The following is a 13696-nucleotide window of genomic DNA, read 5'->3' as shown; positions in this document are numbered from 1 at the left end:
CAATGTTAAGAATGACCTTTAATATTTGATAATTATATATTTAAGCAATATATATTCATCACTCTTAACTAATTTAGGGCAAAAGTCATCTGTTGAGTTCGTCTTCCAGCCAATTTATCGCTAAATCGAGGGATTGCTCATATCCTTGTGTAATTGTCTTACTTTTTATTTGCTTAGCTTTACCACCTTGACTAAAGAGCGCCACCAACTGGTTATCGCTGTACGGTGATACCGGATCGCCTTCCAACCCCATGGCGAGAATCGGCACTTTGGTGCGACGACTGCTAAGGAAGCCTTGCATTTTCAACGACCACGCCATCAACTGCCCAGACAAGCTGTCGATATCCACCGCCGATTTGCCCAAACGCGATGCCAGCACATCTAAGTACATTTTGGTCATCATCTTCATTTTTTTCGGCGAGACCAACACATCGTGAATCGGCGCGCCGAGAGAGACACACGCTTTCACACGCTCTGGCTCAAGGAACGACAGGCGCACCATCGCATTGCCGCCAAAGCGGAATCCAACGAGGCCGACACGGAAGTGATCCACCCAAGGCAGCGTATCCAGTTGGTTGAGCACGGCCTGATGCAAACATGACGAATCTTCTGTGAGCGCCCAGTGCGAGCTGTGGCCCACCGAAGGCATGTCGATGGTCAACATCGCGATATCCCGCTTGACCAAAAAGTCACGGAACAAACGCCACATGTCCGTTTGTAAGCTATCAAGCCCGGCACTGACGATCACCACCGGCTGCGGTTTTTCAGTATTGGAGAGATGCAGGTGGCCGACGATTTTTTTGTTTTTGTATGGGAACTCTAAGCGTTTCACCACGTATTTGGTGAGGTTGGCTGCTTCCATGTAAGCGTTGTTGGCCAGAATTTGCGCTTGCAGCGCGAGATTATCGTTTCTCAGATGTGGGTAACCGGCAATGCTGAAGCAGAGCGACGCGGCAAACATTTCATCAGCGGCTTTTTCGCCTGCTTTTGACCCAGCGCGCGCCTGATGCTGCATGCCCAGCTTGGTCCATTCATAGGCCCAGTTGCCACCACGATACCCCATCACCGTATCCAGCCAGCGATCTTCGGTACGGGAATGTTTGGATGAGGCGATACGCGCTAGTACTTCTTCTTGTTCAACCGGATCGATGCCCTGCCAAGCCCATTGCAAACGACGCAGGTTTCGGTACCAAGCGTTGTCCTCTTGCTCTTTTTTCTGTTCAAGAAATTGTTGGCTACTTGGCATGTACTGAATAAGAGAGGACGTTTCTTTGGCTTGTTTATGCTTTTGGAACAAAGTCTCAGAAAGGTTTTTGCTGATTTCTTCGGACATAACGCGTCTCTGTTGAGAATAGTGGCCTAATAGTAATAAAAAAAATGGCCCTAAACAGGGCCATTATCAAATAAAGTTGAGAATCACAGTTTATTTTTGTTTACGGTTTACCGGTTCAACAAACGACAAAACCATGTCCCAAGGCTGTTCAATCCACGTGTCTTGTGGAATGTCCACCACGTATTGATCCACCAATTCACGACCTGCAGGCTTCGCGCATACAGTCACAAATTTCGCTTTTGGATACATTTCACGGATCTTACGCGCTGTATCGCCACTGTCGACTAGGTCATCAACAATCAGGAAACCTTCGCCATCGTGATCGGGTGCTTTTAGCACGCTCATGTCACGTTGGTGATCGTGGTCGTAGCTCGAGATACATACGGTATCGACGTAACGAATACCCAGTTCGCGAGCCAGGATAGCTGCTGGTACCAAGCCACCACGGCTTACACCCAGGATACCTTTCCATTGTTCTGCAGGCATTTGAAGTTCAGCCAGTTCACGGCAGTACTTCTGCATATTGTCCCAAGTGATAACGAATTTTCTACTCATTGTTATTGACCTAAAGTTTGGAAATGTTTTGCCGCGCTTACGCAGCAAGAATGTATTTGACAGCAAAGATGATCGCCATCACCCAGACACTGAGTGACACGCTGCGGCCTTTCCCACTCAACAGCTTAATCAGCGCGTACGCGATAAAGCCCATTGAAATACCTTCTGCAATTGAGAAAGTCAGTGGCATCAAAAGACAGGTCACCACGGTTGGCGCCGCTTCGGTCAGATCGCGCCAGTCAATGCTTACCAGTCCTGAAAGCATCAGAATGGCAACGTAAAACAGCGCACCTGACGTCGCGTAGGCTGGGATCATACCCGCTAATGGCGAGAAGAATAATGCAAGTAGGAACAAAATACCAACGACAACTGCGGTCAGACCGGTACGGCCACCTGCTGCAACACCCGAGACACTCTCGACAAAAGAAGTGGTATTAGACGTCCCCAGCAGTGCACCCACTGATGTGGCCGTTGAGTCCGCCAGCAGCGCGCGATTCAGACGAGGAATCTTGCCGTCGTCACCAATCAGGCCCGCTTTGGTCGCAACGCCAACCAATGTGCCCGCAGTGTCAAACAGGTCGACAAACAGGAATGCAAACACAACGGAGATCATGCCCACTTCAAAAACGTGTGAGAAGTCGAGTTGCATGAAGGTTGGTGCCAAGCTTGGTGGCGCAGACATCACACCGCCCCACTGCACATCACCGAAGATCAGACCCAAGACGGTGATGGATAAAATCGCAATCATCACGGCACCTTTCACACCACGGTGAACCAGCGCGATGGTGAAGAAGAAACCAAGCGCGCCGAGTACTGCAGGCAGCGACGTGATGGCCCCCATAGAAACCAGTGTTGCTGGGTTATCAACCACGATACCGGCATTTTTCAGCGCAATGAACGCCAAAAACAGACCAATACCCGCCGAGATACCGGTTCGCAGTGACATCGGAATCGAGTTGATGATCCACTCTCGAATCTTAAACAAGCTCAGCAGAATAAACAGCACGCCTGAACAGAACACGGCTGCAAGCGCAACCTGCCAAGAGTAACCCATACCCAGCACGACCACGTAGGTAAAGAACGCGTTCAGGCCCATGCCCGGTGCTTGTGCAATCGGATAGTTCGCGACGAGACCCATGATGAAACAGCCAACCGCTGCCGCCAGACAGGTAGCAACAAAAACGGCACCACGATCCATTCCGGCATCTGAAAGAATCGCTGGGTTCACGAAGATAATGTATGCCATGGTCAGGAAGGTGGTGACCCCTGCAATGATCTCAGTGCGCACGTTTGTGCCATGTTCACTGAGTTTAAATAGCCTTTCCAGCATGTTCGAGTCCTAATAAAGGTAAAAAGTAAACGGTTGCGTAATCGATTGGGCGCAGATTATAAAGTTATCAAATCACAAATTCCAGATGGAATTTGCATCGATTTTTTAGAAACTCAGAAACATTTATGCACAGCTACACATAAACAGCAGGCTTTTCGGCCAAAAAATCATCACCAGAATGGCAGTTCAGAAATGAGAACAACCTCTCCCTTTTGCTTGGCTGCACATCAGAGAGAGGTTGTGAATATCAGCAGCATCCACCCGATGGGACTAGGAATTCATCACCTTGTTCGGTAACCAAGTAACGAGGTCTGGAAACAGCATGCAGATCACCAGCACCACAAACTGCACCAGAATGAATGGCGTGACCGATTTGTACAGATCCATCATGGTCACCCCTTTCGGCGCAATGCCTTTGAGGTAGAACAGTGCAAACCCATACGGCGGCGTCTGTACCGCAATCACAATGTTGAGAATCATCAACACGCCAAACCAAATCGGGTCATATCCAAGTGCCACGGCAACTGGAGTAAATATCGGCGCGCACATCAACACAATGATAAATTCATCGATGATGAAACCGAGCAGCAACATGATGACTTGAAACATCATGATGATGACAATCGGCGGCAGGTCGAGATTTTGAGTAAACCCCGCCACCATGCCTTGAATGCCCATCAGCAGATGGAAGTTACTAAACACCGACGCGCCGAGAATAATCCACATCGCGACACTGACCAGCATCGCGGTTTGCATGCCCGAACGCATCAAGAGTTCCGGTTTAAACCGCTTGAACAGAATCGAGAGCAGAATCGCGCCCATCACGCCCAGCGCGCCCGATTCCGTTGGCGTCGCAATCCCGGCAATGATGCTACCAAGGACGACCACAATCAGCGCAAACGAAGAGGCGCCGTCACGAATGGTTTTAAACAGCTCATAGCCTTTGGGAATTTCGATGTCGTTGTCGATGTCCATCGGCGCACGTTCCGGACGCATTTTACAGCTGATCACCACGTAGCTGATGAGCAGCACGATCGTAATCAGCGCCGGGACCATCGCGCCAAGAAACATCTTGCCGACCGAGTTCTGAGTCGAGGATGCGAACATGATCATCGGAATGCTCGGCGGAATCAAAATGCCCAGCGAACCGCCAGCCATGATCACCCCGAGTGCCAGCTTCTTGTCGTAGCCGCGCTCAAGCATCGGTTTGAGCGCAATCGAACTGGAGGTCATGATGCCAGCGCCGATGATCCCCACCATCGCGCCGATCATTGAACACACGCCGATCACGCTGATCGCCAGCGATCCGCGCACACGGCCGATCGCCAGTTGGCTGGCGTTAAACATCGCATCGCCGATCCCAGAGCGCGTCAGGATCTGCCCCATGTAGATGTACAGCGGAATCGCCAGCAGAATAAAGTTGAAGAAGGTGCTTTCGACCGTGGTCGGAATGATGTTAAACAGCGACTCGCCCCACACCAGATACCCGACGCCCATCGCGATCCCGCCGAGCGCTAGCCCAACCTGTGCGCCAAGAACGAACGCGGTCAGAATACAACCCAACAACACCAGGGTTAACATCTCAATTCCCATTTGGGCTCTCCTTGTCAAAAACGGAATCCAACTGGTCGTTATCGACCTTAAATGGCTGCTCATCCAGATTGACGTGCTGATGAACCTCACCATTCAATTCGCGGCCTTTGATCAAGAAGAACAGATTGGCAATCAACTCCGTCGAATATTCGGCGATGAACACGCCTGCCGAAACCGTCATCATCAACCAAAAGTGATGCATGGCGGGTGCCCATTCACTCTGAGTTTTGTAATTGAATTCGAGACTTTCGATAAACATACCACCGCAGGTTTTGACCATAACCGCCAGAAACCCCATCGCCAAAATCCCCGTCAGCACATCAAACAGGCGTCTGGTTTTTTCCGACACTTTGGCGTGAATGATATCGACGTTGATGTGCGCTTCGCGTTGCTGAGCATACGCGCCGCCTAATGCCGCAATGTAGCCAAACAAGAATAAGGACGTGTCGTAACCCCAAATGGTTGGGCGGTTCAACACGTAACGAGCAAACACCTCGTAAAACACAATCACGGCAAGTACGGGAAGCAAGTACGACACTGAGCGTCCAATCAGACTGACGACGTATTTCGTGAACTGGCAATACCTCAGTAAAATGGCTTCAAGCATAGAAATCTCCCTATAAAAAACAGGCGAACCCAAACGGGTTCACCTGCGTCGTCCATTATTGTTGCTCAAGAATATCCACCAGCTGCTTGGAATACTGGTCTTCCGCGGCATACTCTTTTGCCAGCGACATCCCCGCGTCTTTCCACGCTTTCAGATCCGCCTCTGAAGGCTGCGGGCTCCATTGCAGGCCTTTGGCTTCCATATCGGCTACCGCTTGCGATTCCCACAGTTTGGATTTCGACATCTGTTCCTGCGCGTGCGCTGCCGTTGCCGCTTTCACAATCGCCTGCAAATCAGCCGGTAGTTTGTTCCACGCTTTCTGATTGACGACGATGGGGAGCACTTGCGCGCCCGCTAGTGGCACGGGGTACATGTATTTCGCCACTTCAACGTGGTTGCCATCGCGGTGATCAATCATGTTTGAGCCGATCGAGCCGTCGATCACACCCGTTGCCAGCGAGGTGTAGATTTCGCTCCATGCCAGAGAAACCGGCGAAGCGCCCAAATTACGCAGGAACTTGCCGTACGCACCTGGCGCACGAATCTTCAAGCCTTTGAAATCGGCAATCGAATTGATGGGCTGTTTGGTGATGATGTACACCGGTGGTTGAATGTAAGGATCGAGCCATTCCAAGCCTTGCGAACCGTACGCTTGTTTAAGAATTTTGCCCCAACCTTTGTCATGGAACAGCGTGGTCAGTGCCGCGACATCCGACGTGCCACCCGGCAAGCCCACTTCCACAACGCCCGCCGGGAATTCCCCAGCATGCATCGGTTGAAAGGGTGCGCCCATGGTGATCAAACCCGATTTCACCGCGCTCAGAATGCCGCTGGTTCCAACGCCCTCACCGGAGTAAAGCACTTGCACGGCGATGCGACCATTCGACATGGTTTCGATGTTCTTGGCCAGGTCTTCATACACCTCGCCAAACGCAGTGCCACGGCCGTATAAGTTCGCAAAACGCCAGTTGTACTGCGCCGCTAGGGTTGCGGTCGAACACATCAAAGCACTCACCCCAACCGCCGCGGCCAGAACAGCTTTCGCCAGCTTGGTTCCCTTTACACTTAACATAGAAATTCCTCTTCCTGCATCGTTACACTTTTGTTATTGATTTGTTTCCCAACTCAATATGAAGAACGGAAAAGGAATGCGATAGAGCCAGTGGCGAAGTTGTTATGGTACCAGCTCAATTCACCGTTCTGGTACCAACGTTTGTGAGCAACTGGTACTCAGTACGCACCGCGTTTTGTGTCTAACATGCCATCATCAGCCTACAAAAGAGATACAAATATGGAGCACATTGTTAACAAGGCGCTACTGAATGCGACCTGCGCAGCCAGTGACGACGCGATTGCGGTCCTCAACCCCGCCACCGATGACATTCTGGCCTACATTCCATCTGTCGATACGCAAACCATCCACACGCTGATCGCCCGTTCAAAACAGGCGCAGCAGCGCTGGCAAGACAAAACTGCCGCCGAGCGCGCGGTAATTCTTAAGCGTTGGTACGATCTAATGGTGGAAAACGCCGACGACCTCGCGCGCATCATGACCTTGGAACAGGGCAAACCGCTGGCCGAAGCCAAAGGGGAAGTGATGTACGGCGCATCCTTCATTCAATGGTTCGCCGAAGAAGGCAAACGCACCTATGGCGAGACCATTCCGTCACCGGCAGGCAACAAGCGCCTGATGACGGTCAAGCAGCCGATTGGTGTTGCCGCCGCCATCACGCCTTGGAATTTTCCGATTGCGATGATCACCCGTAAGGCCGCGCCTGCGCTGGCCGCCGGTTGTAGCTTCATCGTTAAACCCGCCAACCAAACGCCGCTGTCAGCCTATGCCACGGCGGAGCTGGCCTATCAGGCGGGTCTGCCTCAAGACTTGTTGATTGTGCTCAACAACCATTCATCGGTCGCCGTGGGCGATATTTTCTGTACTCACGAGGACATCAAAAAGCTGTCATTCACTGGGTCGACTCAAGTGGGTCGCCACCTGATTACCCAATGTGCGGGCACCATCAAACGTACATCGATGGAACTGGGCGGCAACGCGCCGTTCATCGTGTTTGATGACGCCGACATCGATGCCGCGGTGCAAGGGGCCATTGCCTCGAAATTCCGCAACGCCGGTCAAACCTGCGTGTGCGCCAACCGCTTCTATGTGCAGGATGCAGTGTATGACGAGTTCGTAACGAAATTTGTCGCGGCCGTGGCCGAGCTGAAAATGGGCAACGGTCTTGAAGCGGGCGTCAACATCGGTCCGCTGATTGATATCAAAGCGAAAAACAGCGTGCTCAGCTACATCGACACGGCGGTCGAACAAGGTGCCAGCATTGCGCTGGGCGGTCAGTCTGCGGGCGGGCTGTTTATCGAACCGACCGTATTGACCAACGTGACACAAGCGATGGACATCGTGCAAACCGAACTGTTTGGCCCGGTCGCGCCGATCGTGCGTTTCTCCCACGACGACGAACTGGTGCGCAGCGCCAACGACACCATTTACGGCCTCGCCAGCTACTTCTACACCACCAATATTCACCGCGCGTTTCACATCGCCGAAAAGCTGGAATACGGCATGGTGGGCATTAACGAAGGACTGATTTCCAACGAAGTCGCGCCCTTTGGCGGCGTGAAGCAATCCGGCTTTGGCCGCGAAGGCGCCAAACAGGGCATCGACGAATACCTCAATATCAAATACCTCTGCTTCGGTGGCTTTTAAGCCGCTGAACATCATCACAAGGACACGCAAACATGACAAATACGGAATGGCAAAATCGCAAGGAAAAAGTCGTCGCGAAAGGCATGGCGAACCTCGCCCCCATTTACGCAGCGAAAGCAGAAAACGCGCTGATCACCGATATTGAGGGCAAGCAGTACATCGATTTCGCCGCAGGTATCGCGGTGAATAACACCGGTCACTCACACCCACGCATCGTCGCGGCAGTCAAAGAGCAGCTCGATCAATTCAGCCACACCTGTTCCATGGTGACGCCTTACACCAGCTTTGTTGAACTGGCCGAACGTGTGGTCGACATCGCGCCGGGAGAGTTCGACAAGAAAGCTGCATTTGTCACCACAGGCGCAGAAGCGGTCGAAAACGCGATCAAGTTTGCGCGCGCATACACTGGCCGTAGCGGCGTGATTGCCTTTAAAGGCGGTTTCCATGGCCGTACCAACCTATGCATGGGACTGACTGGCAAAGTGGCCCCATACAAAACTGGCTTTGGTCCGTTCCCGAACGACATCTACCACGTGCCTTACCCAAATGCGTATCATGGCGTCAGCGAAGCGCAGAGCCTTAGCGCAATTCAGGATCTGTTTGCTTGCGATATCGAACCATCACGCGTTGCCGCGATCATTTTTGAACCTATTCAAGGTGAAGGCGGTTTCTACCAAGCGCCAAACGCTTGGGTCAGCGCGATCCGCGACCTGTGTGACCAACACGGCATTGTGATGATCTGTGATGAAATTCAAACCGGGTTTGCCCGCACTGGTAAACTGTTTGCGTGTGAATACTTCGATGCCAAACCGGACCTGATCACCATGGCGAAAGGGATTGCTGGCGGCTTCCCGCTGTCGGGTGTGGTCGGCAAAGCGGAGATCATGGACGCCGCCACGCCGGGCGGCATTGGTGGCACATACGCTGGGTCGCCACTGGCCTGCTGCGCTGCGCTGGAAGTGATTCAGATCATCAAAGATGAAAACCTGTGTGAGCGTGCGCAGCACGTCGGTCTGCAATTTCAAGAAAGCTTGCTCGAAATGCAGAAAACGATCCCGCACATCGGGGATATTCGTCAGGTCGGCGCCATGATTGCGATGGAACTCAATGATCCAACCACTGGCTTGCCACTTGCAGACCTGACCAAACAATTGGTATTAAAGTGTCATCACCAAGGCGTGATCTTGCTCTCGTGTGGGGTGAAGGCAAACGTGATTCGTTTCCTTCCGCCACTGACCATCGAGTCAGCACTGATCACTCAAGGCTTGGATATTATAAAAACGGAACTGCAGTCGTTAATCTGACCGTCAACGAGACCTCAAACAGATGCGCAGCCATGCGCGTCTGTTTTCTCTCCCCTTCGTTGATACGCGTCACACGCACTGCTTGATGTGCAGGAAAGCTATGCTGTATCAATTGATTCATATCGACCCCCAGGATTCGCGCACGCTACAAGATCAAATCAAAAGCGACATCGCGAAAGCCATCTTTGCCGGATTTGTGCCCAAGCAAACCAGCATCATGTCATCCCGCCGTTTGGCGGAAAAACTCAACGTATCGCGCAATACCATTTTGCGGGTCTACGAACAGCTCGCCGAAGAGGGCGTGTTGGTGCCGATTGAACGCAAAGGCTATTACGTCAATCCGCAGTTAGAATTGAGCGCGCCAGCGCCCCACTCCGACACCCCAGCCCCAGCCACCAGCGCGGGTTTGGATTGGTTTAATTACCTCAATGCCGAGCACACCCGTGCGGATGTCGAAGCGAACGATCTCAACGATTATCCGTATGTATTCGTCAATGGACTCGTCGATGAAGACCTATTTCCGGTGTCAGAATGGCGTAAGTGCAGCATTCAATCGCTCAACAAAAGCAACCACCGCAGTTGGACGTCCAATGATCACGACTACGAAGAACTGATCGAACAAATCCGCACTCGCGTGCTGACCAAGCGCGGCATTTTTGTCGCCAAAGACAACATCGCCATTACGCTAGGCAGCCAAAACAGCCTCTATTATTTGAGTAAATTGCTGGTCAGCAAACAGAGTACGGTGGCGATGGAAAACCCCGGCTACCCAGAAGCGCGCCATCAATTTCAGGCACGACGTGCCCATGTGTTGCCGATCGAAGTCGACTCGCACGGTTTGGTTGTTGATGAACGTCTGGCCGATTGCCACCTGGTGTACACCACACCGAGTAACCAATTTCCGACCACCGTGCGTATGTCGCCCGAACGGCGCCAAGCGTTGATGACACAAGCTGATCGGCACGACTTTCTGATCATTGAAGATGATTTTGAGCACGACGTCAGCTTTATGGAGAACAGTTGTCCACCGCTGCGCTGCGAATACCACAGCGAACGCATCATCTATATCTCCAGTTTTACGGCCAGCATTGCGCCGGGGCTGCGCATCGGTTTCATCGTCGCCGCCGAGCCGCTCATCGCACAAATCAAATCGCTTCAGGTACGCACCCACAGTCTGCCGCCGAAAAGCAACTGCCAAACGTTGGCACTGTTTCTCAGCCTCGGCTACTACGATGTGCTGGCGCAAAAGCTGCTCAAGCGCTACCGCGACAAGTGGCTGACGATGGAAAAAGCGATGAACTATTATTTCCCGCAATCGGGGGCGGTGGCTTCGTTGGCAGGCACGGCATTTTGGATCGAATACAAACAGGGCTTTGATGCAGAACGCTTTGAACGGCTGGCCGAGGCGCAAGGTATTCTGATCAACAATGGCGCCAAGTATTACTGTTGCGACCACAAGAACAACAGTTTTCGGCTTAGCTTTCAGTCGATTCGCACCGAGAACATTCGCGAGGGCATCCAACAACTGGCGCGCATCGCCAAACAGATCTTACCCAACGAACGTTTGGCAGATTGTGAATCCCCGCCGCTCACCAGCCAGCAAATTCGCGCGCTGTTGACCCAAAAAACATTGCTCACCAAAGATTGCTTCAACATCCCCTATCGCATCACACTGCAAGCTGATGGCAAGTTGATTGGCATTTCCGAACGTCCGAACGACGTGGATGAAGGCTACTGGTGGGTTGAGAACGACAAATTTGTCTATCAGTGGCGTAACTGGCAATTTTCGGACATCCGTTACATCACGATCGTGTGCGAACACGGTGAGATCAAACGGTTTGATGAAGACGGCTACTTTATTGGTGAGGCGACGATCAGCGCTTGATCATCGCAATTGGCCGGATCGCAGGCATAAAAAAACGCCACCTGATCGCAGGTGGCGGTGAATCATATTAACCAAATTTGATTAAAAATAAATTCTAATATAGGGGTGAACAAAACTGTTCGAGTTGCAAGCTATCGCTTAGTAGCCAAAGCTTGACGGGTATGTAAAGCTGCCGGTAAACACAGATTTGTTTTTCCAGAACATTACAGAAGATAAACCTTTATTCATAACTATCACCATTAAAACCATACATTCTTGATTGATTTCTCGGTTCCTTGGAGGCGACAAATCGGACTCATCCTTTGAGCATTTTGTCTTCGTTTCCGAAGTTGGTTACAAATATACCACCAAGAAATTTTATTACAATACTTTTGGTGACAAAAATCACATAAATTCGATTAATTGATCTACGTCATGCATATTTGGTAATTAAATTACAAAAACCTCATTTTGTTTTTTAATAAAATTACCAATAGAGCGCAATCAATTGCATTTCATCACATTCGCATTCCTGCCACCATCACCAAAGTGTGACCGATGAAAAACAATCGATCCGCAATTGCGCTACTCCCGATCCGCGCATAGTGGTATGCTGTTGGTCGTCACTATGTCGCAGCCCGATTCCAGTCTATTTGTCTAAAAATAGCGTCAAAAACCTATCAATGATCGGGAAAATTTACACAAAAGGAGTTATCTGTGTCTGAATTCCATTCTGAAATCAGCAAGTTATCACCTGCCCCTGTGTGGCAGTTTTTCGATAAGATTTGCTCAATTCCTCACCCGTCAAAACATGAAGAAGCGCTGGCGCAATACATTATTGGCTGGGCCAAAGGACAAGGTCTGGACGTGCGTCGCGATCCAACAGGCAACGTCTTCATTAAGAAACCAGCCACTGCGGGGATGGAACATAAAAAAGCGGTTGTGCTGCAAGCGCACATCGACATGGTTCCCCAAAAGAACGAAGACACCGATCATGACTTCGCCAAAGATCCGATCCAACCTTATGTCGATGGCGAGTGGGTTACCGCGAAAGGCACCACATTGGGCGCAGACAACGGCATCGGCATGGCAACATGTTTAGCCGTCTTGGCATCGACAACGATCAAACACGGCCCACTGGAAGTGCTGCTGACCATCGATGAAGAAGCGGGCATGACGGGGGCGTTCGGCCTAGAAGCGGGCTGGTTGGAGGGAGAGATCCTGCTCAACACCGATTCCGAACAAGAAGGCGAAGTGTACATGGGCTGCGCAGGTGGCGTGGACGGAGCATTGAGCTTTGATATTCAACGCGACGCGCTGCCAGCAGGTTACGTGACTCGTCAATTAACCCTGAAAGGGCTCAAAGGCGGCCACTCTGGTTGTGATATTCATACCGGTCGCGGCAACGCCAACAAACTGATTGCCCGTTTTCTTGCCGGCCACGCGCAAGCATTGGATCTGCGTTTGATCGAATTTCGTGGCGGTAGCCTGCGCAACGCCATTCCTCGTGAAGCGTTTGTGACCGTCGCCGTACCTGCAGAGAATCAAAGCAAGCTTGACGCACTGTTCACCACCTACACCGACTTACTGAAGGAAGAACTCGGCCGCATCGAAACCGGCATCGTGACCTTTAATGAAGCGAAAGACGTGGCCCAAGGTGTCTTTACGCTCGCGGATCAACAACGCGTGATCGCAGCGCTAAATGCATGTCCGAACGGCGTGATTCGCATGAGCGATGACATCGAAGGCGTGGTTGAAACCTCACTCAACGTCGGCGTCGTCACCACCGAAGGCGACCAAGTGAAAGTATTGTGCCTGATCCGCTCGTTGATCGACTCAGGCCGCAGCCAAGTCGAAAGCATGCTGACTTCCGTGGCAGAACTCGCTGGCGCAAACATTGCGTTCTCTGGTGCTTACCCGGGCTGGAAACCGGATGCTGATTCCGAAATCATGCACATCTTCCGTGACATGTATGAAGGCATTTACGGCCATAAACCGAACATCATGGTGATCCACGCAGGCCTTGAATGTGGCCTGTTTAAGAAACCCTATCCAACGATGGACATGGTGTCATTCGGTCCAACCATCAAATTCCCACACTCTCCTGATGAGAAAGTGAAGATCGATACAGTCGGCCTGTTCTGGGAACAAATGATTGCTTTGTTGGAAAATATTCCAGCCAAAGCCTAACCAGAAAGCCGGGGTCAAAAACCCCGGCTTTGTTTTGGTAAACTATCAATAATTTTTGTCGACACGAAAAATTTAATTCATTAGATTGAATTTATTGTTCGCTGCTAGAGTTCGCGTCCTTGAAGTTCCCAGAGTTATTCACCAAACTCTATTCAAGCGATAACTCCATTATGAAGTTGTATCGGGGATGCTGCTTAACCC

General features: G+C 51.3%; 10 protein-coding genes. 4 read left to right on the top strand and 6 right to left on the bottom strand.

Annotated elements, in window-relative coordinates; genetic code table 11:
- Positions 1–85: 85 nt before the first annotated feature.
- The 6 genes from frsA to ACF8PK_RS02250 all read right to left on the bottom strand — a co-directional run bounded on the left by frsA (position 86) and on the right by ACF8PK_RS02250 (position 6490).
- Positions 86–1333 carry an esterase FrsA gene (frsA, locus tag ACF8PK_RS02275; RefSeq protein WP_004724926.1) on the bottom strand — a complete coding sequence of 416 codons (1248 nt, stop codon included), beginning with the start codon at positions 1331–1333 and terminating at the stop codon, positions 86–88.
- Between the two features lie 90 nt (positions 1334–1423).
- Positions 1424–1888: a xanthine phosphoribosyltransferase gene (gpt, locus tag ACF8PK_RS02270; protein ID WP_038150864.1), complete on the bottom strand. Its 465-nt coding sequence runs from the start codon at positions 1886–1888 to the stop codon at positions 1424–1426.
- Positions 1889–1925: 37 nt separating this feature from the next.
- Entirely contained in the window at positions 1926–3218 is a 1293-nt protein-coding gene (locus ACF8PK_RS02265) for an NCS2 family permease (protein WP_004724929.1), read from the bottom strand.
- A gap of 270 nt (positions 3219–3488) precedes the next feature.
- Entirely contained in the window at positions 3489–4811 is a 1323-nt protein-coding gene (locus tag ACF8PK_RS02260) for a TRAP transporter large permease subunit (RefSeq protein ID WP_004724932.1), read from the bottom strand.
- A complete protein-coding gene (locus tag ACF8PK_RS02255) occupies positions 4801–5418 on the bottom strand; it encodes a TRAP transporter small permease subunit (protein ID WP_014204548.1) in 618 nt (205 codons plus the stop codon). The genes ACF8PK_RS02260 and ACF8PK_RS02255 overlap by 11 nt, the downstream gene beginning before the upstream one ends.
- A gap of 55 nt (positions 5419–5473) precedes the next feature.
- Complete coding sequence (locus ACF8PK_RS02250; protein ID WP_392439934.1) at positions 5474–6490, bottom strand: TRAP transporter substrate-binding protein; 1017 nt, start codon at positions 6488–6490, stop codon at positions 5474–5476.
- A 219-nt stretch (positions 6491–6709) separates the two neighbouring features.
- Here ACF8PK_RS02250 and ACF8PK_RS02245 point away from each other — a divergent pair, with 219 nt between their 5' ends.
- From ACF8PK_RS02245 to ACF8PK_RS02230, 4 genes are all read left to right on the top strand, one after another.
- Entirely contained in the window at positions 6710–8137 is a 1428-nt protein-coding gene (locus tag ACF8PK_RS02245) for an NAD-dependent succinate-semialdehyde dehydrogenase (RefSeq protein WP_392439932.1), read from the top strand.
- 32 nt (positions 8138–8169) lie between these two features.
- On the top strand, positions 8170–9441 hold the full coding sequence (gabT, locus tag ACF8PK_RS02240; protein ID WP_392439930.1) for a 4-aminobutyrate--2-oxoglutarate transaminase: 1272 nt from the start codon (positions 8170–8172) through the stop codon (positions 9439–9441).
- 100 nt (positions 9442–9541) lie between these two features.
- Positions 9542–11326: a PLP-dependent aminotransferase family protein gene (locus ACF8PK_RS02235; RefSeq protein ID WP_206980593.1), complete on the top strand. Its 1785-nt coding sequence runs from the start codon at positions 9542–9544 to the stop codon at positions 11324–11326.
- A 696-nt stretch (positions 11327–12022) separates the two neighbouring features.
- Complete coding sequence (locus tag ACF8PK_RS02230) at positions 12023–13495, top strand: aminoacyl-histidine dipeptidase (protein WP_014204543.1); 1473 nt, start codon at positions 12023–12025, stop codon at positions 13493–13495.
- The last annotated feature ends 201 nt before the right edge of the window (positions 13496–13696 follow it).

Source organism: Vibrio sp. CJQ_6, from assembly GCF_043106745.1.
Taxonomy (GTDB): Bacteria; Pseudomonadota; Gammaproteobacteria; order Enterobacterales; family Vibrionaceae; genus Vibrio; species Vibrio furnissii.
Note: the sequence above shows the minus strand (reverse complement) of the source record. Positions and strands in the feature narration are given on the sequence as shown.

What these genes read in the sequence shown, in the direction of transcription:
- ACF8PK_RS02245 (WP_392439932.1), top strand. Translation starts at nt 6,710, where the DNA reads ATGGAGCACATTGTTAACAAGGCGCTACTGAATGCGACCTGCGCAGCC.
- ACF8PK_RS02235 (WP_206980593.1), top strand. Translation starts at nt 9,542, where the DNA reads ATGCTGTATCAATTGATTCATATCGACCCCCAGGATTCGCGCACGCTA.
- frsA (WP_004724926.1), bottom strand. Translation starts at nt 1,333, where the DNA reads ATGTCCGAAGAAATCAGCAAAAACCTTTCTGAGACTTTGTTCCAAAAG.
- ACF8PK_RS02250 (WP_392439934.1), bottom strand. Translation starts at nt 6,490, where the DNA reads ATGTTAAGTGTAAAGGGAACCAAGCTGGCGAAAGCTGTTCTGGCCGCG.
- gabT (WP_392439930.1), top strand. Translation starts at nt 8,170, where the DNA reads ATGACAAATACGGAATGGCAAAATCGCAAGGAAAAAGTCGTCGCGAAA.
- ACF8PK_RS02260 (WP_004724932.1), bottom strand. Translation starts at nt 4,811, where the DNA reads ATGGGAATTGAGATGTTAACCCTGGTGTTGTTGGGTTGTATTCTGACC.
- ACF8PK_RS02265 (WP_004724929.1), bottom strand. Translation starts at nt 3,218, where the DNA reads ATGCTGGAAAGGCTATTTAAACTCAGTGAACATGGCACAAACGTGCGC.
- gpt (WP_038150864.1), bottom strand. Translation starts at nt 1,888, where the DNA reads ATGAGTAGAAAATTCGTTATCACTTGGGACAATATGCAGAAGTACTGC.
- ACF8PK_RS02255 (WP_014204548.1), bottom strand. Translation starts at nt 5,418, where the DNA reads ATGCTTGAAGCCATTTTACTGAGGTATTGCCAGTTCACGAAATACGTC.